This is a genomic window from Tolumonas osonensis (assembly GCF_014202415.1).
GTDB lineage: Bacteria > Pseudomonadota > Gammaproteobacteria > Enterobacterales > Aeromonadaceae > Tolumonas > Tolumonas osonensis.
In genome coordinates this window covers 36,103-58,304 of record NZ_JACHGR010000005.1, presented here as the reverse complement: position 1 = coordinate 58,304, position 22,202 = coordinate 36,103, and the positions used below count along the sequence as shown (strand labels likewise).

Below are 22,202 nucleotides of genomic sequence, written 5' to 3'. Positions count from 1 at the left end.
ATTTGTTCCAATGAATTAGAGACGAATGGCTGACTTTTTTGCAACATGCCCGAAAGGGTTAGAATCTATACTGGCTGCTGAATTAACCCAACTGGGCGCATCCGACGTAAAAGAAACCGTCGCAGGTGTCGCATTCAGTGGTGAACTGGAAGTGGCGTACCGGGCATGTTTGTGGAGTCGTTATGCGTCCCGTATCGCGCTGGCGCTGACTTCCTTCCGCGCTGATACCGATCTGGATCTCTATCTTGGCTGTTTCAATGTGCCGTGGGAAACGCATTTCTCTGTCGATCAATCCTTTGCGGTCGATTTCTCCGGTACGTCAAAAGCCATCAACAATACCCAGTATGGTGCCTTAAAGGTCAAAGATGCCATTGTGGATCGCTTCACCAAGCGCTCCGGTATTCGTCCGTCCGTTGACAAGAAAATCCCTGATGCCCGTGTGCTGGTTCATTGGAAAAAAGAGACGGTCAGCGTCTCTCTGGATTTATCCGGCCCGGCGCTGCACCAGCGTGGCTACCGTGATGAAACCGGCGAAGCACCACTGAAAGAGAATCTGGCGGCTGCCGTGCTGGCGCGTAGTGGCTGGCAGAATGAACCATTGCTGGACCCGATGTGTGGTTCCGGTACTTTGCTGATCGAAGCTGCCATGCAGGCGTGCGACATGGCCCCAGGGTTATTGCGCAGCCGCTTTGGTTTTGAAAAATGGTTGCAACATCAGCCGGAAATCTGGCAGCCGTTGTTTGCTGAAGCCTCCGTGCGGGCGAAGCGCGGCCATAAAGAAGCATTACAACAACCGGATCGTTTTGTCGGCTTCGATATTGATAACCGCGTGTTGCAACGCGCGAAAACGAACGCCAACCGGGCCGGTGTTGGTGATCTGATCCGTTTTGAACAAGCCGACGCGATGAAGCTGAATAACCCGTGGCCGGGCAGCAAAGGCTTCCTGATCAGTAACCCGCCATACGGTGAGCGTCTGGGCGAATTCCCTGAATTGCTGAAACTTTATCAGAGCCTGGGTAATGCACTGCGTACCCAATTCCAGGGCTGGAAAGTCACGATATTGTCAGCATCTCCTGAACTGCTGAGCTGTCTGCGTCTGCGCGCAGAAAAGCAATACCGCCTGTTTAACGGCGCGCTGGAATGTCAGTTGCGCAACTACCAGATTGCGGAAAACTCTGTTGCTTCACAGAAAATGGTGGCGGAAGATTTTGCCAACCGTCTGAAGAAAAACATCAAGGCGCTGGATAAATGGGCCAAACAGGAAGGTATCGACGCCTACCGTTTGTATGATGCCGATCTGCCGGATTACAACGTCGCGATCGATCGTTATAGCGAGTATCTGGTCATTCAGGAATATGCGCCGCCGAAAACCATTCCGGAACATGTGGCTCGTCAGCGTTTGCTGGATCTGATGCAAGCCACCATCGAAGTCACCGGCGTACCGGGTAAAAACGTCATTCTGAAAGTGCGTGAGCGTCAGAAAGGTGAATCGCAATATCAGAAACTGAATGCTGAAGGGCAGTTGCTCGAAGTCAAAGAGTACAACGCGAAGTTTCTGGTCAACCTGCGGGATTATCTCGATACCGGCCTGTTCCTGGATCACCGTTATACCCGTCGCATGTTAGGTCAAATGGCGAAAGGTAAGGACTTCCTCAACCTGTTCTCTTATACCGGTACTGCTTCAGTTCACGCCGGGCTCGGCGGGGCGCGTACTACCACGACCGTGGATATGTCACGTACCTATCTGAACTGGGCACGCGACAACATGCGGCATAACGGTCTGACTGGCTGGCAGCACAAATTTGAACAGGCGGATTGTCTCGACTGGCTACGCCATTGTGAGCAGACTTTTGATCTGATCTTTATTGATCCGCCAACGTTCTCCAACTCCAAGCGGATGGACGATACATTTGACGTACAGCGTGATCATATTGATGTGATGATGATGCTGAAAAATATTCTGAATCCGGATGGCCTGATCGTGTTCTCGAACAACAAACGACATTTCAAGATGGACTTTGCCGGACTGGAGGCGTTAGGGCTGGTGGCCGAGAATATCAGTGCCAAAACCTTACCGAAAGATTTCGCGCGTAACCCGCAGATCCACAACTGCTGGCTGATCCGTCACGCAGCTACAGAACACGGACAAGCATAAGAAATGGCTATTTTTTCTATTCAACAGGGGTATCTGTCATACAGTGCAGCCCCTTTGCTGGATCACGTCGATTTACATATCGAGGAAGGCGAACGCCTCTGTCTCGTCGGCCGCAACGGTGCCGGCAAATCAACGCTGATGAAAGTGATTAATAAAGAAATCCAGCTGGATGATGGCTCTGTTACTCATCTGCAAGATCTGAAAATTGCCCGTCTGGAGCAGGATCCGCCACAAACCGAATCCGCCACCGTATTTGATTACGTCGCCGATGGTGTGGCATCACTCGGTAAATTGCTGTCTGATTATCATCACCAGTCTGCTCTGCTGGCTGAAGCGCATGATGAGCGCGTCATGAAGCGGATGAGCGAGTTACAGGAACAGCTCGATCTGCAGCAAGGCTGGCAGTATGAAACCAAGATCAACCAGATCCTCAGCATGCTGTCGCTGTCGCCGGATACCGCGCTGTCGAATCTCTCCGGTGGCTGGCTGCGTAAAGTCGCGTTAGCCCGTGCGCTGGTGAACGATCCCGATTTGCTGCTGCTCGACGAGCCTACCAACCACCTGGATATCGACTCGATTGCCTGGCTGGAAGATTTCCTGCGCCAGTTCAGAGGCGCGATTGTATTCATCAGCCATGACCGTGAATTTATTCAGCGAATGGCTACCCGCATTATCGATCTGGATCGCGGTATTCTGACCTCCTGGTCTGGCAACTACGATGCTTATCTGGACGGTAAAGAAGAGTGGTTGCGGGTCGAAGCCCTGAAGAATGCCGAGTTTGATAAAAAGCTCGCGCAGGAAGAAGTCTGGATCCGTCAGGGTATCAAGGCGCGCCGTACCCGTAACGAAGGGCGTGTTCGCGCGCTGAAAGCGTTGCGTATGGAACGTGCCGATCGTCGCGAGAAGGTTGGCACATCAAAAATCCAGCTGGACGAGGCAGTACGCTCCGGCAAGATCATTTTTGAAGGCGAGGGTGTCAGTTACAGCATTGATGGCAAGCCATTGATTCGTAATTTTGATTTCCGTGTGATGCGTGGTGATAAAATTGCCCTGATCGGTCCGAATGGCTGCGGTAAAACGACGCTGATCAAGTTATTGCTGGGTGATTTACAGCCGGATAGCGGTCATCTGCATTGCGGTACCAAGCTGGAAGTGGCCTATTTTGACCAGTATCGTCAACAGCTGGATCTGGAAAAGACGGTGATCGATAACGTTGCGGATGGTCGTCAGGAAATCGACTTTGCCGGTCGCCGTCGTCATGTGCTGGGCTATCTGCAGGATTTCCTGTTTGAACCGAAACGCGCCATGACGCCGGTCAAAGCACTTTCCGGTGGCGAGAAAAATCGTCTGTTGCTGGCTAAACTATTCCTGAGGCCCTGTAATCTGCTGATCCTCGACGAACCGACCAACGATCTGGATATTGAAACACTGGAATTGCTGGAAGAGTTACTGGCGGATTATCAGGGAACATTGCTGCTGGTCAGCCATGATCGTCGTTTCATTGATAATACGGTGACACACAGCTGGTTATTCGAAGGGGATGGCCAGATCACGCCTTATGTCGGTGGCTATGCTGATTTAATGAGTCAGCGCCAGCAGCGGCAGGCTCAGCTCGCCAGTACCGCTCCGGCGATAAAAGCCAGTGCGGAAACCGTCGTTAAAAATGAAACGCCGTCGGCTGCGAAAAAAAATCGTAAACTTTCGTATAAATTACAGTTAGAGCTGGACGGATTACCGGCCCGGCTGGAACAATTAGAGACTGAAATTAACGAGTTACAGGCACAGGTTAATCAACCTGATTTTTTCAGTTTGCCGCTAGAGAGCACCCAGTCAACATTAGATGCCCTGCAACAAGCTGAATCGAATTTAGAACAGGCTTTTGCCCGCTGGGAAGAGCTGGAAGCGATGAAGAACGAGGAATAAAGTCTGATGAAAATAAGCCGAATTGCAGCTTTGCTACCTTTGTTGCTGGCTGGTGCAGTTTCCGCTGCACAGGATCCTTTTTATACCATTACCGAGGTTGCCACTTCTTCTGCCCGGGGCGATGCCAAATTTGGTCCGTGGGCCTTAAGTATCTCCGGAGATGGTTCCACTGTCAGTGCGCTGGCGGTAAAAAGCAACTGGTATTCCTATTTCCGGATGGCGCCGTCAGGTATGGATCTGGCTCACCGGTTCCGTTATGAAACAGCTTGTACCGATATACCTCTTAGTTCTGCTGCATGTGATGCGTATCTGGATAACTCGAATTATGCCGCACAATGGTTCGCTGATTTAAGCAGTAGTAATGCTGATCAAACGTATAACGTGATTGCCAGTGGTGTCGATTCAGATGCAATCTCTGCTAATGTCGTCGCTGAATCGGAAGGTATCGTTACCCGCTATGGTCGTGATGATAGTGAAGTGACCTCCGTAGGTTATGTCTCTCTTTCTGAGCATAAGCGAAAGGCGGTAGCAACCATTGCTGATACTTCAGTGGATGTCACTACCGGGACGGATTATGCCTTTGCTTCTGCCTATGACATTATTCCGGTCGGTACCGATTATCTGGTGTTGGGCTCTGCCGGGAACAAAAAGAGTACGGCATATACGAACTGCTACAGTAACTCCAGCATTGAAAGTAACAGTAAATATTGCCCTGGTTATGAAACGCAGGCTGCGTTCTGGCTGGTTAACTCGGCTGGCGTTAAGACGAAACAGCTCGCGACATCCTACGATACATCGGAAACGACCGATTATCCTTACACCGCCAGTGCCATGAAAGTGGCCTATGTGGATGGCAAGTATGTTGCTGTGGGTTATTCAGCGACAGAAGGGGACAACTCCAAACCGAAAAATCTGGCAACTTTCTGGAATCTGGGAACATTGAGTGATGGCGCGTTACCTGCTGCTTTGGGCTCTAAAGCGATTTTCGTCAGTTCCAGCGATAACCCTGGTACTGACGAAGATATTGATATTGATAATAGCTGGGCAGTAGACATCAACTCGGATGGTTATATCGTTGGTAACCGCGTCTACCGCAAACTGGTTAGCCGTAATTACCCGACACAGATGTTTGTTGCCAAATACGACGCAGGTTCACAGGCAATTACCTCTACCTCGATTCCTGTATCAACGGATGGCGTTAACTCCGAAGCTGCGGCATTGAACAATAGCAACCAGGTTGTCGGCTGGACGGATGAACGCAGTGTGACTACTCAGCCAGTTTATGGCTCTGTACCGCGTCTGCAGGAAGCGTTCCTGTATAACATCAAAACGGGTAGCCGTTATGCTATCAATGATCTGATTTGTAGCAGTACAACGTCATGTGCGCAGGGCGGCAAATACTATTACATCGAATATGCTAACGACATCCTCGATGACGGTACTGTTCTGGCATCAGCGCGTCGTTTTGACAACTATGATGACTGGTCTACATTAAGCAATGGTACCAATGTGGTTGTGAAACTGGCAGTGTCTGCTTCAACAGCATTTGATGCCAATGGTGATGTGCCATCTGCTTATGTGATCGATAACCAGTTGCCGGTCTTTGACTACGGTGCCAGTGACAGCAGCAGTGGTGGTGGCAGCTTTGGCTTCTTTGGTTTATTTGCTATGGCTGGTGCCGCGCTGTTAGGGCAATATCGCCGTTTTGTAAAGAAAGGGTCATGATATTGTCACGATAACGTGGTGAAATTGGGTTTCAGCGCAAAAAACTAGCGATCTGCTATTGATCCCGACGGTTTAATCCGATATCAATTAAGACGACAGAGATACAGAATCTGTCGTCTTTTTTCATTGTGGAAAAGAGGATTAATAAGTATGAAGAGACAGAAAAGAGATCGTTTAGAAAGAGCGCGTACTAAAGGGTACCAGGCTGGTTTGGCTGGGCGTTCTAAAGAGCTCTGTCCTTATCAATGCATAGATGCAAGAGGCTATTGGCTGGGTGGCTGGCGAGACGCTGTTGATGAGCGTGCTCAGGGATATATGGTTAACTAATTACGAATTCAGAATAAAAAGGCTCACAACTGTGAGCCTTTTTATTGGGGGATTCCGGATAGATCAGAAGGATGATGTATCCTGGAACAGACCCACTTTCAGATCGGTTGCAGAGTAGATTGGACGACCATCGACTTCAACAACACCATCAGCGATACCCATGATCAGTTTACGCATGATGACGCGCTTCATCTGAATTTTATAAGTCACTTTCTTGGCGCCAGGCAGGATCTGACCGGTGAATTTAACTTCACCCACGCCTAATGCACGGCCTTTACCCGGGCCACCTTTCCAGCCAAGGAAGAAACCAACCAGCTGCCACATTGCATCCAGACCTAAACAACCAGGCATTACCGGATCACCAGGGAAGTGACAATCGAAGAACCACAGATCCGGAGTGATATCCAGCTCAGCGATAATTTCGCCTTTCTCAAAAGCACCGTCAGTGTCAGTAATTTTAGCAATGCGATCCATCATCAGCATGTTAGGTGCTGGTAACTGGCTGTTGCCTTCACCGAATAACTCACCACGGCTGCAAGCCAGCAGGTCTTCTTTGGTGAAACTGTTACGACCCTGATCGCACAGGGATACTTTAGGAGTATTGGTCATTTCTGCTGACACGCTTATTAAATCCTTATAGTCAATTTTGAACTGGAGAATCTACCCAACATGCGACGACTAAGCAAGTCCAACCAGTGAGTGTAATCTGCGGAAAAGTGTGCTGAATAGCCCATTTCTGCCTGTAGAGCCGTTTAAATCGTCCAGTCGCTGCCGGATTCGCCCGAAAAGAGTCTGATCGTCATCGATTGAACCTGCCGGACAGCCCATCAATAATTCGACTGCTTCTTCTACGTGACTGACGGGATAAATATGGAATTGGCCGTTTTCAACCGCCTCGATCACTTCGTCGGACAGAATTAACTGCAAACGGTTCGATTCCGGGATCACAACGCCCTGTTTGCCATTCAGACCCTGAATAGAACAAACCCGGAAGAAGCCTTCAATTTTCTCGTTCAGTCCGCCGACAGGCTGAACATTGCCGAACTGATCAACGGCGCCTGTTACGGCCAGATGCTGATAAATCGGTTGTTTCGCCAGCGCAGAAAGCAGGGCACACAGTCCGGTCAGGGCCGCGCTGTCACCATCTATCTCGCTGTATGATTGCTCAAAAACCAGATTGGCAGACAGCGGCGAGGGGTTTTCGGCACCAAATAATGTGGAGAGATAGCCGTGAATAATCATCATGGCCTTGGCATGGATGTGTCCGGCCAGTTCGGCCTTACGTTCAATATCGGAGACATCGCCGTCACCCATATGCACCGTAGCGGTCAGACGAACGGGTTCTCCGAAGTCATAAGGATGTCCCATGATCTGAATGACGGAAAGTCCGTTGATTTGACCAACGACTTCACCTTCGGTTTGCAGCAGGATTTGTTCATCCACAATGCCTTGATCGGACATATCCACAATATGGTTCAGCCGGTATTCCTGTTCTGCTAATGCAGCCTTGATATGCAACACGGAAATCAGCTCTGCACCTTGTTCCTGGGCAATACTGTGCGCCAGTTGCATCAACGCGGTCAGCTGATTTTCGGCAAATGACAGAATACGCTGATGCTCACACAACCGGCAGGAAAAGCGCATCAATTCTTTAATGGCTGAATGATCGAAATCCAGCATGTTCCATGTCTGGCGGATATGGCTCAGCAAGCCGATAAACAGATTCCGGGATTCTTCATCGTACGGGAATTCGGTGATGAGATCGGTCCGCAAAAAGACTTTCTCGGCAAAGGTATTATCCAGCAGATTGAATTCGGCAATAGAAATCCGATCGCCAACCAGAATCAGCTTGATATCAAGCGGCGTCGCTTCCGGTTGAAAGAATGGGGTCTGTGGCGGCGTATCTTCTTGTGCGGACCAGTCCAGATAGCCGGTTGTCAGCGCATTATGCAGTTTGAACCAGAGATGGGGTTTCATCAGCAGTTCATCGACTGGCATGATCAGATAGCCACCGTTGGCTTCACGTAACAGGCCTGGTTCCAGCAGATGATGGTTACTGTAAACACTGCCTTGCTCGGTGACATAATTGATGGCACCGAATAATGAACGCCAGGTTAAATCGCGGGCATAGATGACGGGCGGTTGATCCTGCAGCTGGTGGATCATCAGGTTCATCAGTACCGGATGCGTGAATACGCCATCCTGGGCGACATGCGCCGACAATTCGGTGAGGTATTCTGCCAGTTTTTCATCATTATCCTGTTTGCGCAGGATTTTATTGACGACCTCTTCCGCATCTAAATGCAGACGTAATAACTTGAACAGGTCGTCCAGCATTTCACAGAATTCCGGACCCGTACCGGCTTTCAGTTTCAGCCAGATTGGGCGGAACGGATTTTCCAGATTCTCGGTATAGCAAAGGTCAAAACTACGGTTATAGGGTACCGGGCAATCATCGATCAGATCGATGATAACCTTTTCGTAGTTAATGCCGGGATAACCGTTCAGCAGCAAGGCAGGGCAACTCTGACTGGCAGCATTGAGACGCTGAATGGCGGAGGCCGCGCGTCCCTGCGTTTCTGCAAAACTAATCGGTTGAACAGAGGATAATTTTTCGCACGACAAATCTGAAAAGTCGGGGAGAAGGGCTTCTGCAGCTAGTTCTGTCACTTAGATTTAATTCCTTTGCAATAGACATAGATGATTATACCTGACCTTGGCGTCAAACCCATCTCTTCTGTTAGCAATGGAATAGACTCATTTATGTAATTTGGTTACATAAATGAAATTAAAACAATATAAATTACTGGTAAAAAATGATCTAACGCAATAAATGACAGGGTTGTGCCTATTAGTTAACCGGGATTTATTTTTTGTACGTAAAAAAATTACAAAATGTGCTGGACATTTGTTCTATCAGGATCAAAAATACACCCATTGACTTAGCTTCCGCTTTGTCGTCATGTTTCCTTTGTTGTTGTGTGTTGTTGCCCCCAAGTGGTTGCCGGTGATTCACCCCCACTAAAACCAGTTGAAAGGGCTTTCTTTTTGCTGATATTGTCAGTGCCTCGTTTTTTGGGGTAACCGAAAGGTTACCCCTTTTATTTTTTCCGGTTTTTTCAAATGAATGCATTCCAACGTCTCAGAAGGCAACGTATCGCTATGTCTACCCGGCCATTTCAGGCCAGAGGTGGTTCCATCATTCGCTGTGAAGGTTGCGGGTTACCTGAAATTCATTGCGCCTGTCATCTGAAGCCATCGGCTATTCCGGAAGCTGATTTCTGTCTGCTGATGTATGACACCGAACCCATGAAACCTTCCAATACCGGTCGTTTGATTGCTGACGTATTTCCGGAAAATACATCTGCCTTTTTATGGTCACGGACAAATCCGGACGAGGCCTTGCTGGCGTTGCTGAATAATCCGGATTTCTCTCCGGTTGTCGTTTTTCCTGATAGTTATGTCAGAGAAGGAGAAGAGAGGGCGACGCTGAGATCAACAGAGACTCTATCCAAGCGCCCACTCTATATTCTGCTGGATGGAACCTGGAGCGAGGCACGCAAGATGTTTCGCAAAAGTCCGTATCTGGATAAATTTCCGGTGATTTCTGTTCAGCCGGAAACCCTGTCGGCATACCGGCTGCGTGTTGCTGCGCATGATCATCACTTGTGTACGGCGGAAGTTGCTGGTTGTTTATTGCAGCAGCAAGGGGATCTTGCAGCAGCTACGACATTACAGCAGTGGTTCACGCTTTTCCGGGAACGTTATCTGATGATGAAACCCCACCACAAAAAAGAAGCCTAATCTTTCAAGTCAGGTTTGTGATGAGGCGTAAGTTGTGAACGAGTTAACAAATCGAGATAAAAGGAGATTCATGCGGTTATAAATCTTTGCGCTAAACCATGAAACCGGTTTCAATAGCTGTGATTATAGAATGAATATTCTAAAGCAGTTATTTAACCGGGGTTTCCACAAAAATGAAAAAACAGAACACATTCAGACAGAGTGCCATTGCCGCAGCTGTCACCGCATTAATCACACTGACCAGTCAGTCTGTTGTCGCCCAGACAAATCCTGTATCCGATAAAATTACTTCACTGATTGCCCAGATGACGCTGGATGAAAAAATCAGCTTCCTGCACGGTACTGTGCAAGGCTTTGATATGGCGAATCAGCATGATCCGGAAAATAAAGCGGCTGTTGGCTTTATTCCGGGTGTGAAGCGATTAGGTATTCCTGCTTTACGTTTAACCGATGGCCCGGCGGGGGCGCGACACCCAATGCATCTGGCGACCGCGATGCCGTCACCGGTGGCACTGGCGGCCAGTTTTGATCCGGCTTTAGCGGAGCAATATGGCAACGTAATTGGTGTTGAAGCCAGGGCATTGGATCAGGACATTCTGTTATCCCCGATGGTGAATATTGTCAGAACACCTCAGGCCGGGCGTAATTTTGAAACTCTGGGTGAAGATCCTTTGCTTGCCGGAAAGCTGGTGGCATCTGAAATCAAAGGTATTCAGGACAAAGGCCTGATGGCAACGGTGAAGCACTTCGCCGCTAATAATCAGGAAACCGACCGAGGTACAGGCGTTTCCGTGGTTGATGAACGCACGCTGCAGGAAATTTATCTGCCGGCGTTTGAACAGGCAGTGAAAGCAGATGTCGCTTCGTTCATGTGTTCTTACAACCGTTTGGCTATAGATGGCAAAGGTAACGATTACAGCTGTGCGAACGAAATGTTACTAACGGATATTTTGCGCGGTCAGTGGGGCTACAAAGGGTTTGTCATGACCGACTGGTATGCCACCTTATTTGAAGGGAAAGCGCCCGATCCGACGCCAATCAAGGCGGGTCTGGATATGGAGATGCCATCCGGCTTCTTCTTCGGTGAACCGTTAAAACAGGCTGTGACAAAAGGGGATATTCCTGTTTCCGATATTGATCAGGCCGTTGGCCGTATTCTGACACAGATGGAACGGTTCCATATGCTGGATGGTAAATTACCTGCCCGGGCGAAGATGGATGATGTGGCTGCCGAACATGCGGCGATTGCCTTAAAAACTGCCCGGGAAGGCGCTGTCTTACTTAAGAACCGGCAGTCAGTTCTACCGTTATCCGCAGAAGATCTGAATGATTTGCTGATTATCGGGTCGACAGCTCAGGTGCCGGTCATCGGCGGTGGTGGCAGTTCGCATGTTAAAGCGAAAAAGAGTATTTCTCCTTTACAGGCGTTGAATGATGTGGCGGGTAAAGCACAGACGGCAATTCTGGGTATTGATCTGGATGGTACCGCAATTCCAATGTCTGCTTTAAAAACAGCAGATGGTCAGAGCGGTTTAACCCGCAAGCTTAAAAACAGCACGATTACTGTTGCCAACATTGATCTGGCCGGTGAGAAAAATGCGCTGCCTGCGTATAGCAAGGTGACATGGCAGGGGATGCTGACAGCACCGGAAACCGGGGAATATGATATCAAACTCCATATCCGGGGCGGTGCCGCTACCCTGAAACTGGGCAACGGTGATGCCAAAGGTGAGCCGCAACTGAACAGTAACGGATTCTTCGCCACCACCAATCGCTTACTGCCGTCACGGGAAGGAATGGATATCGCGTCTTTCCGGATCCTGCTGAAAAAAGGGGAACAATTGCCTCTGACAGTTACGGGGTCGGCGGGTGAAGCCAATATGCTTTCCAATGGCATTACCAGCCCGGATGATCCGCTGGAAATCCGGATGGCGTGGGTTACACCGTCACAACGTAAGGCCGAATTGCAGAAAGCGGTAGCGGCGGCAAAACAGCATAAAGGCAAAGTTCTTGTCTTTGCCTTTAATGAAGGAACAGAAGGGCAGGATCGTCCTTCACTGGCATTGCCGGATGGACAGGATGAATTGCTTTCTGCGATTACGAAGGCGAATCAGAATACTGTCGTGGTATTAAATACCGGTGATCCGGTGACCATGCCATGGGCTCAGAAGGCTGCGGCTGTACTGCAAATGTGGTATTCCGGTCAGGAAGGCGCGATGGCTACGGCAGATATCCTTACTGGTAAGGTAAATCCGTCCGGTAAATTGCCGGTTACGTTCCCTGTGACGGAAAAGGATACGCCGCTGCAGACGGCTGAACAATTTCCGGGCGTGAAAGGTCGCGTGAATTACAGCGAAGGTCTTCTGGTTGGCTACCGCTGGTATGACACGAAAGCAATCAAACCACTATTCGCGTTTGGTCACGGTCTTTCTTATACCCGGTTTAAATATAGTGCCCCGGAAGTGAAACCAATCACCGATGGTTATCAGGTCAGCTTTACTGTCTCCAATACCGGTGATCGTGACGGTACTGATGTTTCTCAGGTCTATCTTGGTGCTGCCGCGGATGCTCCGATTCCAATGGCTGCCAAATCACTGGCCGGATTTGAAAAGGTCACACTGGCTAAAGGTGAGAGTAAAACAGTCAGTCTCCAGCTGGATAAACGGGCATTTTCTTACTGGGATGTGACGACACATGGCTGGAAAGTATTACAGGGTAAACGAACTGTGCTGATCTGTGATTCATCCGCATGCGATAACAATAAATTACAGACTGAAATTGAGTTAAATCTGTAATCATCATTGAGGGCAGACGGGGTAACCTGTCTGCTCACGAAACTAAATTTACAGACTAACCTGACCACTGAAAAATAAACCCCACAAATAGGAATGAAAATCATTTCTAGAACTATACTTTTAAATGCATCTTCTTCTTGATGAAATCAATCAAAGGATATTGCTATGAAAGTTATCGCAAACTCCATGTCAGCCTGGCTGATATTAATGTCTGTTTTTAGTGTCAACGCCGCAGATAATGAACAACTTCTGAAAGATGCGCTCAGCGCTGCGCCTCCTTCTTTGCGCGATAAAGTCACCGTCATGGACTGGAATCACAACGTACTCCAGAAGGGAACGGGTACGTATACGTGTTTTCCAACGCCTGCTCAGTTACAGGGCACTGCGCCAATGTGTATGGATGCAGCCTGGATGGAATGGGCTGATGCATGGATGAACAAAAAACCATTTGAAGCTAAAACCATCGGTATTTCATACATGCTGGCAGGTGATGAGGGGGCTAGTAATATAGACCCGTATGCCAAAGGTGAAACCGCAGATAATCAGTGGGTAAAAGAAGGACCGCATCTGATGATTATCACTCCGGATAAGGATCATTTAAATTCTTTACCAACGGATCCCCATAACGGTGGCCCTTATGTTATGTGGAAAGACACGCCTTATGCCCACATCATGGTGCCTATCGGAGATAAAAAATAATTGGTGCCGGGGCACCAGCATTATTTGTGGTGCCCTGATTTAATGGAATACGGGCTGATATGGTGGTTTCACAGATATGCTTTCAGTTTCTTTTTGTGATTAACCAATATGTTATTCCAAGAGCCAGAACAACAGCGGCCGTTCCATACACCAATGGTGGGGTTATTCTCTCGAAATCAAAGATGATAACTTTTCGTGCAATAGCCATAAGCGCTGTTGCGATAACAAGTCGTACAGGAATGACATTGGTGCTGAGATACATGCTGATATTAATAAATATTTCTATTGCTATCAGAACAGCCAGAAACGCACCAAATGTTGCAAGTATGTCATTTATTTGCAGCAGCAGGAATGGTGGTTGAGTAAGCCGCTGATATAAAACATAAATAACATCTCCTATCCCCCATACGATCACAAGTACCATAAGGACGGCGAGTATTTTTACGGCATATCTTATTATCCGATGTAAAAATCTGATCGTGGGATCTTCATGCTCTAAAGGAAGATCGTGTCCAGGTTCATGCTCATTTGCGGAACGTTTTTCTGTTGGCATGGCAGTCATATCCACCGTTGTGATTACCCCCAGATTGTTTGATTATAGAGCAAAATCTATAACATATCCTCAGCATCTTCATTGCATCTGAGCTGATAGGGAAAAACTAGCTCCACATCGGATTTGGGGATGGTGCGGCAGATCAGAATTTCATTTTTACCGGTCAAGGCCAGGGCATCAAGCTGAGCGACTTCGCCTTGCTGCAGACGGCAGCGGCAGGCACCGCATAATCCGCTGCGACACTGGTATTCCGGATGAAAACCAGCCTGTTCCAGCTGATCCAGTAACAGCTCACGGGTATTACCGTGAACTGTCTGATTATTAATGGTAATTTTCACTGAACTCACAGTTCAAATCCATCGAGATCATCCGTGCTGATTTCAGCATCAATCTGGCCAACCAGATAAGAGCTGATTTCAACCTCCTGCGGTGCGACCTGAACGTTATCGGAATTCAGCCAGGTATTGATCCACGGCAGCGGATTCTGACGATCAGCATCAAATGCCAGCGGTAAACCGACTGCCTGCATGCGCACGTTGGTAATAAATTCCACGTACTGGCAAAGAATATCCTTGTTCAGACCCAGCATAGAGCCGTCTTTAAAGAGATAAGCCGCCCATTCTTTTTCCTGCTCGGCCGCTTTTTTGAACAGATTAAAACATTCATCCTGCAGTTCGCGGGCAATTTCTGCCATTTCCGGATCATCATGGCCGTCGCGCAGTATGTTCAGCATATGCTGTGTGCCGGTCAGGTGCAGCGCTTCATCGCGGGCGATCATCTTGATGATCTTGGCGTTTCCTTCCATCAGTTCACGCTCGGCAAACGCGAAAGAACAGGCGAAACTGACATAGAAACGGATGGCTTCCAGCGCATTGACACTCATCAGACACAGATAGAGTTTCTTTTTCAGTTCACGCAGTGAAACAACGACGGTTTTACCATTCACCTGATGCGTACCTTCACCCAGCAACTGCCAGTATTGTGTCAGTTCGATCAGTTCGTCGTAATAACCGGCAATATCTTCCGCACGTTTGATGATCTGCTCATTCACCACGATATCATCAAAAACAACCGCCGGATCGTTCACAATATTACGGATGATATGCGTGTAAGAGCGGGAATGGATGGTTTCCGAGAAAGCCCAGGTCTCAATCCAGGTTTCCAGCTCCGGAATTGAAATCAGCGGCAGCAATGCCACGTTCGGACTGCGTCCCTGAATAGAATCCAGCAGTGTCTGGTATTTCAGGTTAGAGATAAAAATATGCTGCTCGTGCGGTGGCAGAACCTGATAGTCGATACGATCCTGTGAGACATCGACCTCTTCCGGGCGCCAGAAGAAAGAGAGTTGCTTCTCGATAAGACGCTCGAAAACTTCATATTTTTGCTGGTCATAACGTGCCACGTTGACGGTCTGACCAAAGAACATCGGTTCTTTGCGGGCATCGTTTGGTTGTTTAGAGAAAGTGCTGTACGCCATCTTGGTTGTTCCTGCTAGCAAGGATAAAAGCCTCTCCGCAGAGAGGCTGTTCCTGTTTAAATCTTACATGCGCCACCAGCGCAATCATCGGCCTGAGCGGCCTGGCTGAGTTGTGCATCGTCAGCACCATCACGGGTGTTATGGTAATACAATGTCTTCAGGCCATACTTGTAAGCAGTTAACAGATCTTTCAGCAACTGCTTCATCGGCACCTTATGCCCTTCAAAGCGGCTTGGATCGTAGCTGGTATTGGCAGAAATCGATTGATCGACAAATTTCTGCATGATGCCAACCAGTTGCAGATAGCCGTCGTTATTAGGCTGATTCCACAACAATTCATACTTGTCTTTCAGCTCGGTGTAATCCGGCACCACCTGGCGCAGAATACCGTCTTTCGATGCCTTGACGCTGATCAGGCCCCGCGGCGGCTCAATACCGTTGGTCGCATTGGCGATCTGGCTGGATGTTTCAGACGGCATCAGTGCAGTCAGGGTCGAGTTACGCAGGCCATAACGTTTGATTTCTTCGCGCAGACTTTCCCAATCCAGGTGCAGTGGTTCCTGACACAGATCGTCCAGATCGCGCTTGTAAGTATCGATCGGCAGCATACCTTCAGCGTAGGTTGTTTCATTGAAACGAGGGCAGGCACCATATTCCTGAGCCAGTTTTACCGAGGCTTTCAGCAGGTAATACTGGATCGCCTCGAAGGTGCGGTGGGTCAGACCCAGCGCTGAACCGTCGGAATAACGTACACCGTTTTTCGCCAGATAATAGGCATAGTTGATGACACCAATACCCAGCGGACGACGCCACATTGCACCATTTTTTGCGGCCGGGATCGGGTAATCCTGATAATCCAGCAGCGCATCTAGCGCACGGACAGCCAGTTCCGCCAGCGGCTCCAGCTCATCCAGTGATTCAATCGCACCCAGGTTGAAGGCAGAGAGAGTACACAGCGCGATCTCGCCGTTTTCATCCAGATAATGATCCAGTGCTTTGGTCGGCAGCGCAATTTCCAGACACAGGTTGCTCTGGCGAACCGGTGCTACCGCTGGATCAAACGGGCTGTGCGTATTGCAGTGATCCACGTTCTGGATATAGATGCGGCCGGTGCTGGCGCGTTCCTGCATCAGCAGCGAGAACAGTTCGACCGCTTTCAGCTGACGTTTACGGATCGCAGGGTCCTGCTCGTATTGCAGATACAGACGCTCAAATTCGGCCTGATCGGCAAAGAAGGCATCGTATAAGCCAGGAACATCCGAAGGTGAGAACAGTGTGATGTTACCGCCCTGAATCAGGCGCTGATACATCAGCTTGTTGATCTGTACGCCGTAATCCATGTGGCGGACACGGTTTTCTTCCACACCACGGTTATTTTTCAGTACCAGCAGTGATTCCACTTCCAGATGCCACATTGGGTAGAACACAGTCGCCGCGCCGCCGCGAACACCGCCCTGCGAGCAACATTTCACGGCAGTCTGGAAATATTTATAGAACGGGATACAACCGGTGTGGAACGCTTCGCCACCACGGATCTCGCTGCCCAGTGCCCGGATCTGGCCGGCGTTGATACCGATGCCGGCACGCTGAGACACATAACGCACGATGGAAGAGGCGGTTGCGTTGATTGAATCCAGACTGTCGCCACACTCGATCAGAACACAGGAACTGAACTGACGGGTAGGGGTACGCACACCGGACATGATCGGCGTTGGCAGTGAAATCTTGAAGGTAGATACCGCATCATAGAAACGATGGATGTAATCCAGACGTGTTGTGCGCGGATAATTTGCAAACAGACAAGCCGCCACCAGCATATACAGGAACTGCGGGCTCTCATAAATTTCACCGGTCACGCGGTTTTGCAGCAGGTATTTGCCTTCCAGCTGTTTGACAGCCGCATAGGCGAAGTGCATATCACGATCATGCACGAGATAACTGTCCAGCAGATCGAACTCTTCTTTGGAGTAATCGGTCAGCAATTGCTGATCATAACGGCCGGCTTCGACTTGGGTTTTTACCTGCTCATACAGTGACGGTGGTGTGAAGCCGCCATACGCTTTTTTACGCAGATGGAACATCGCCAGACGTGCTGCCAGATACTGATAATCCGGTGCCTGTTCAGAAATCAGGTCGGCTGCTGATTTGATCAGCGTTTCATGAATATCAGAGGTACGAATGCCGTCATAAAACTGGATATGTGCGCTCAGTTCAACCTGAGAAACTGATACACCTTGCAGGCCTTCGGCGGCCCAGGTGACAACGCGGTGAATTTTATCCAGATCCAGTGCTTCGGTATGATTATCCCGTTTCGTGACCATCAGGCTAGCTGTCATGGTGACTCCCGTTGTTGTTTAGGAAAAACACAATATGTAGTGTCTATGATGTATATAAAATACAACATAAAGATTAAAAGTGATAGCTTGACAAAAATCGCCTGATGAAAAATTTAGCAGTAAATCACAGGAAGGAGAGAAATAAACAGCGCCAGGAACGCGCTGTTTGTCAGAAAATAAACCGGATTTTCAGCAGGATAACCACTGCAACAGACTGTACGGATCAGCCATGGTGACATCTGCACGCCATTCTGACAGTACCTCCGTTTCGGCAATATAGCCCCAGCCGGCAATCGCTGTTTTCATCCCGGCATTACGGCCAGCTTCAATGTCGCGAATATGGTCGCCAACATACAGACACTCGCTTGCGGTCACCTTCATCTGGGCACAGGCATGCCACAATGGCTCCGGATGGGGTTTTCTGACTGGTAATGTATCCGCGCTCACTATGGCGGCACAACCGGGCAATTCGGTGACCTGCGCCAGCAGTGGCTCGGTCAGAAAAGCCGGTTTGTTTGTCACGACACCCCACGGGATCAGACGTTGATTCAACCAGTGAATCAGCTCGGTCATGCCTGTGTAGGGGCGGGTACCGACATAAAGATGTTGAGCATAATAATCCAGTAATTGCTGGCGTAATTCGGTCAGATCATGCTCAGTCTGTTCCGCTTCAGACAAACCAGCCTTAATCAACGCCAATGCGCCATCAGAAGCGGTTTGTCTGATTACTCTATCTGACAGGGCGGCTTTGCCGATGCGTTGCAATACATGGTTTGCTGCCGCTCCCAGATCAGGTGCGGTATCCAGCAAAGTGCCATCAAGGTCAAACAATACGGCAGAAAAACGAGAATGGATCATAATGGTTTTTCACAATAAATCTGATAATTGACCGAAACGTCATCAGAGAGTTTAAAACGCTCAGTCAACGGATTATAACGCACACCCGCGACCTTCTTGGTTAATAAATTGGCGGCATCACAGCTGCGGATCAACGTGGCTGGGCGGATAAACTTCTTATGATCATGCGTACCTTTCGGCACAATTTTCAGGATCTGTTCTGCCGCCAGAATCATCAGCAACCAGGATTCTTTTGTTTTATTGATCGTGGAGAAAAACAGTTTTCCTCCGGGTTTGGCCAATTTGGCGCAGGCGCGGACAATCGATGCCGGATCCGGCACATGCTCCAGCATTTCCATACAGGTGACTACATCAAAGGAAGCCGGACGCTGTTCGGCCAGCTCTTCCACCGGAATACGCTGATAATCAAGCTTGATGCCCTGTTCCAGCGCATGCAGGCGGGCTACCTGTAACGGTTCATTCCCCATATCAATACCCAGTACATTGGCGCCCTGTCTGGCCATGCTTTCACTCAGAATGCCGCCGCCACAGCCCACATCCAGCACCTGTTTGCCGAATAATCCCTCACAATGATCGGATATCCACTCCAGACGCAGCGGGTTCATCAGATGCAGTGGTTTAAATTCACCATGCGGATCCCACCAGCTGCTGGCCATGGCCTCAAATTTTGCGATTTCCTGCGAATCAACGTTCATTGCGGGCTGTCCTTCGTGACAGTAAAAGGATGAATTCTGTGCATTATATCCAACGGGTTAGCTTTAAACAGGTTCTCTGTCAGCGATTGGGGAAATCCATCATTTGTGGTAGAATCGTCGCCCATTGCTTTCAAGTAGCTTGAAGTAGGAATACATAATTATATGAGCGATCTAGCCAAAGAGATCATCCCGATAAACATCGAAGACGAGTTGCGCAACTCTTATCTCGATTACGCGATGAGTGTTATCGTTGGGCGTGCGCTGCCAGACGTGCGGGACGGCTTAAAACCTGTACATCGTCGTGTCTTGTTTGCGATGCATGAGCTGAGTAACGACTGGAACAAACCGTACAAGAAATCTGCTCGTGTCGTCGGTGACGTTATCGGTAAATATCACCCGCATGGTGACTCTGCGGTTTATGACACGATTGTCCGTATGGCGCAGGATTTCTCCATGCGTTATACACTGGTCGATGGCCAGGGTAACTTTGGTTCTGTTGACGGCGATTCCGCAGCAGCAATGCGTTATACCGAAATCCGTATGGATCGCATGGCGCATGAACTGCTGGCTGATCTGGAAAAAGAAACCGTAGACTGGGTGCCTAACTACGATGGTACCGAACAAATTCCGGCTGTTCTGCCGACCAGAATTCCTAACCTGCTGGTAAACGGTTCGTCCGGTATCGCGGTAGGTATGGCGACCAATATTCCGCCGCATAACCTGACCGAAGTGGTAGACGGCTGTCTGGCGCTGATGGAAAATCCGACTCTGACCGTGGATGAACTGTTACCACTGATCCCGGGCCCTGATTTCCCGACCGGCGGTATCATCAATGGCCGTTCCGGCATCATCGATGCCTACCGTACTGGCCGCGGCAAGATCTATGTGCGTGCCCGCACTGAAATTGAAACCGACGAGAAATCAGGCAAAGAATCCATCATCGTTACCGAGTTGCCATACACAGTCAACAAAGCCCGTCTGGTGGAAAAAATTGCCGAACTGGTAAAAGACAAAAAAGTGGAAGGTATCACGGCACTGCGCGATGAGTCTGATAAAGACGGTATGCGTGTTGTGATCGAACTGCGTCGTGGCGAAGTGGCCGAGGTTATCCTGAATAACCTGTACACGCACACCCAGATGCAGAACGTATTCGGCATCAACATGGTGGCGCTGGTCAATGGTCAGCCGAAAACCCTGACGCTGAAAGAGATGCTGGAAGCCTTCATCGATCACCGTCGTGAAGTAGTGACCCGCCGTACCGTATTCGAACTGCGTAAAGCGCGTGAACGTGCTCATATCCTGGAAGGTCTGGCGATCGCGCTGGCCAACATTGATCCGGTTATCGAGCTGATCAAAAACTCCGCCAGCCCGGCGGAAGCGAAGCAAGGTCTGGTATCCCGTGGCTGGGTACTGGGTGCGGTTGCTGACATGCTGGAGCGTGCCGGTAATGATGCCGCGCGTCCTGAATGGCTGGAGCCGGAATTCGGTATCCGTGATGGCCATTACTTCCTGACCGAGCAACAGGCTCAGGCTATTCTGGATTTGCGTCTGCACAAACTGACCGGTCTGGAACACGAAAAGATTCTGGAAGAATACCGTGAACTGTTGAACGAAATCGCAGAGCTGCTGCGGATTCTGGCAAGCACCGAACGTCTGATGGAAGTGATCCGCGAAGAGCTGGAATATGTGAAATCGCAGTTCGGCGATAAACGCCGCACCGAAATTCAGGCTGCCAGTGTTGAGATCAACATGGAAGATCTGATCACGCCAACTGACGTAGTCGTGACCCTGTCACACGAAGGTTATGTGAAGTATCAGCCGCTGTCTGATTACGAAGCGCAGCGTCGTGGTGGCCGCGGTAAAGCGGCGGCGAAAGTAAAAGATGAAGACTTTGTAGAGCAGTTGCTGGTGGCGAACACACACGATACCGTATTGTGCTTCTCGACACTGGGTAAAGTGTATTGGCTGAAAGTGTATCAAATCCCTGAAGCCAGCCGCACTGCGCGTGGTCGTCCGATCATCAACCTGTTGCCACTGGATGAAAATGAACGTATCACGGCGATCCTGCCAGTGAAATCTTACGATGATGACAAATATGTCTTCTTCGCAACCGCTAACGGTACAGTGAAGAAAACTGCGCTGTCTGCGTTCTCACGTCCGCTGAGCTCTGGTATTCGTGCCATCACACTGAAAGACGGCGATGAATTGATTGGTGTCGATATTACCGATGGTACCAACGAGATCATGCTGTTCTCTGACGCAGGTAAAGTGGTTCGTTTCGCTGAAGGCAACAGCCGTGGTAGCGATACTGACAGCGATGCCGATGATGAAGCGGAAGAGTCAGAAAACGAGAACGCAGAATCCAGCAGCTCAGGTAAAGGTATTCGCCCAATGGGTCGTACTGCAGCCGGTGTTCGCGGTATCAAACTGGCGGAAGGCGACAAGGTGGTATCACTGATCGTTCCTCGCGGTGAAGGCGCAATTCTGACTGCAACCGAAAACGGTTATGGCAAACGTACTGCGCTGTCTGAATACCCGCTGAAGAATCGTGCAACACTGGGTGTTATCTCCATTCAGGTTTCAGAGCGTAACGGTAAAGTGGTTGGTGCGATTCAGGTTGAAGAAACTGATGAAATCATGCTGATCACCAACGCCGGTACGCTGGTGCGTACCCGTGTGTCTGAAGTGGGTCTGATTGGCCGTAACACTGCGGGTGTGCGTCTGATCCGTACTGGCGATGATGAGAAACTGGTAAGCCTGGAGCGCGTTGCTGAACCGGAAGGTGATGACACTGATGCTGAAGGCGATATCGACGTTTCTGCAGAGCCGTCTGCTGAATAATCTCTGGAGAGGAT

The 22,202-nt window shown here is 49.4% G+C and carries 16 protein-coding genes; 8 read left to right on the top strand and 8 right to left on the bottom strand.

Annotated features, from left to right (window positions below):
- Positions 1-25 precede the first annotated feature (25 nt).
- The 4 genes from rlmKL (at position 26) to rmf (ending at position 6,130) form a co-directional block, all read left to right on the top strand.
- Positions 26-2,155, top strand: a complete 2,130-nt coding sequence (gene rlmKL / locus HNR75_RS07960; protein WP_188026452.1) for a bifunctional 23S rRNA (guanine(2069)-N(7))-methyltransferase RlmK/23S rRNA (guanine(2445)-N(2))-methyltransferase RlmL — start codon at positions 26-28, stop codon at positions 2,153-2,155.
- A 3-nt stretch (positions 2,156-2,158) separates the two neighbouring features.
- A complete protein-coding gene (gene uup, locus HNR75_RS07955; protein ID WP_188026451.1) occupies positions 2,159-4,078 on the top strand; it encodes an ATP-binding cassette ATPase Uup in 1,920 nt (639 codons plus the stop codon).
- Between the two features lie 6 nt (positions 4,079-4,084).
- A complete protein-coding gene (locus tag HNR75_RS07950) occupies positions 4,085-5,803 on the top strand; it encodes a DUF3466 family protein (protein WP_188026450.1) in 1,719 nt (572 codons plus the stop codon).
- A 150-nt stretch (positions 5,804-5,953) separates the two neighbouring features.
- Entirely contained in the window at positions 5,954-6,130 is a 177-nt protein-coding gene (gene rmf, locus HNR75_RS07945) for a ribosome modulation factor (RefSeq protein WP_024870713.1), read from the top strand.
- 63 nt (positions 6,131-6,193) lie between these two features.
- On the opposite strand, the gene fabA is transcribed toward rmf, so the two are convergent.
- Both fabA and HNR75_RS07935 read right to left on the bottom strand, forming a co-directional pair.
- On the bottom strand, positions 6,194-6,739 hold the full coding sequence (gene fabA / locus HNR75_RS07940; protein WP_188026661.1) for a 3-hydroxyacyl-[acyl-carrier-protein] dehydratase FabA: 546 nt from the start codon (positions 6,737-6,739) through the stop codon (positions 6,194-6,196).
- Positions 6,740-6,808: 69 nt separating this feature from the next.
- A complete protein-coding gene (locus HNR75_RS07935) occupies positions 6,809-8,800 on the bottom strand; it encodes an AAA family ATPase (protein WP_188026449.1) in 1,992 nt (663 codons plus the stop codon).
- A 453-nt stretch (positions 8,801-9,253) separates the two neighbouring features.
- Between HNR75_RS07935 and HNR75_RS07930 the strand changes: the two genes are divergently transcribed.
- From HNR75_RS07930 to HNR75_RS07920, 3 genes are all read left to right on the top strand, one after another.
- Positions 9,254-9,934 (top strand): tRNA-uridine aminocarboxypropyltransferase, encoded by a 681-nt coding sequence (locus HNR75_RS07930; RefSeq protein WP_188026448.1) that lies wholly within the window; start codon positions 9,254-9,256, stop codon positions 9,932-9,934.
- Between the two features lie 173 nt (positions 9,935-10,107).
- Positions 10,108-12,729 (top strand): beta-glucosidase family protein, encoded by a 2,622-nt coding sequence (locus HNR75_RS07925; RefSeq protein WP_188026447.1) that lies wholly within the window; start codon positions 10,108-10,110, stop codon positions 12,727-12,729.
- A 165-nt stretch (positions 12,730-12,894) separates the two neighbouring features.
- Positions 12,895-13,428 (top strand): hypothetical protein, encoded by a 534-nt coding sequence (locus HNR75_RS07920; RefSeq protein ID WP_188026446.1) that lies wholly within the window; start codon positions 12,895-12,897, stop codon positions 13,426-13,428.
- A gap of 82 nt (positions 13,429-13,510) precedes the next feature.
- On the opposite strand, the gene HNR75_RS07915 is transcribed toward HNR75_RS07920, so the two are convergent.
- The 6 genes from HNR75_RS07915 to ubiG all read right to left on the bottom strand — a co-directional run bounded on the left by HNR75_RS07915 (position 13,511) and on the right by ubiG (position 19,347).
- Positions 13,511-13,981 carry a phosphate-starvation-inducible PsiE family protein gene (locus tag HNR75_RS07915; RefSeq protein ID WP_223157828.1) on the bottom strand — a complete coding sequence of 157 codons (471 nt, stop codon included), beginning with the start codon at positions 13,979-13,981 and terminating at the stop codon, positions 13,511-13,513.
- A gap of 56 nt (positions 13,982-14,037) precedes the next feature.
- Positions 14,038-14,328 carry a 2Fe-2S iron-sulfur cluster-binding protein gene (locus tag HNR75_RS07910; protein ID WP_188026444.1) on the bottom strand — a complete coding sequence of 97 codons (291 nt, stop codon included), beginning with the start codon at positions 14,326-14,328 and terminating at the stop codon, positions 14,038-14,040.
- Entirely contained in the window at positions 14,325-15,458 is a 1,134-nt protein-coding gene (gene nrdB, locus HNR75_RS07905) for a class Ia ribonucleoside-diphosphate reductase subunit beta (RefSeq protein WP_188026443.1), read from the bottom strand. The genes HNR75_RS07910 and nrdB overlap by 4 nt, the downstream gene beginning before the upstream one ends.
- A 56-nt stretch (positions 15,459-15,514) precedes the next feature.
- Positions 15,515-17,794, bottom strand: coding sequence for a class 1a ribonucleoside-diphosphate reductase subunit alpha (gene nrdA / locus HNR75_RS07900; RefSeq protein ID WP_188026442.1), 2,280 nt, complete (start codon positions 17,792-17,794; stop codon positions 15,515-15,517).
- 189 nt (positions 17,795-17,983) lie between these two features.
- Entirely contained in the window at positions 17,984-18,652 is a 669-nt protein-coding gene (locus tag HNR75_RS07895; protein ID WP_188026441.1) for an HAD-IA family hydrolase, read from the bottom strand.
- Positions 18,649-19,347, bottom strand: a complete 699-nt coding sequence (gene ubiG / locus HNR75_RS07890) for a bifunctional 2-polyprenyl-6-hydroxyphenol methylase/3-demethylubiquinol 3-O-methyltransferase UbiG (protein WP_188026440.1) — start codon at positions 19,345-19,347, stop codon at positions 18,649-18,651. The genes HNR75_RS07895 and ubiG overlap by 4 nt, the downstream gene beginning before the upstream one ends.
- 162 nt (positions 19,348-19,509) lie before the next feature.
- Here ubiG and gyrA point away from each other — a divergent pair, with 162 nt between their 5' ends.
- On the top strand, positions 19,510-22,188 hold the full coding sequence (gene gyrA / locus HNR75_RS07885; RefSeq protein ID WP_188026439.1) for a DNA topoisomerase (ATP-hydrolyzing) subunit A: 2,679 nt from the start codon (positions 19,510-19,512) through the stop codon (positions 22,186-22,188).
- The last annotated feature ends 14 nt before the right edge of the window (positions 22,189-22,202 follow it).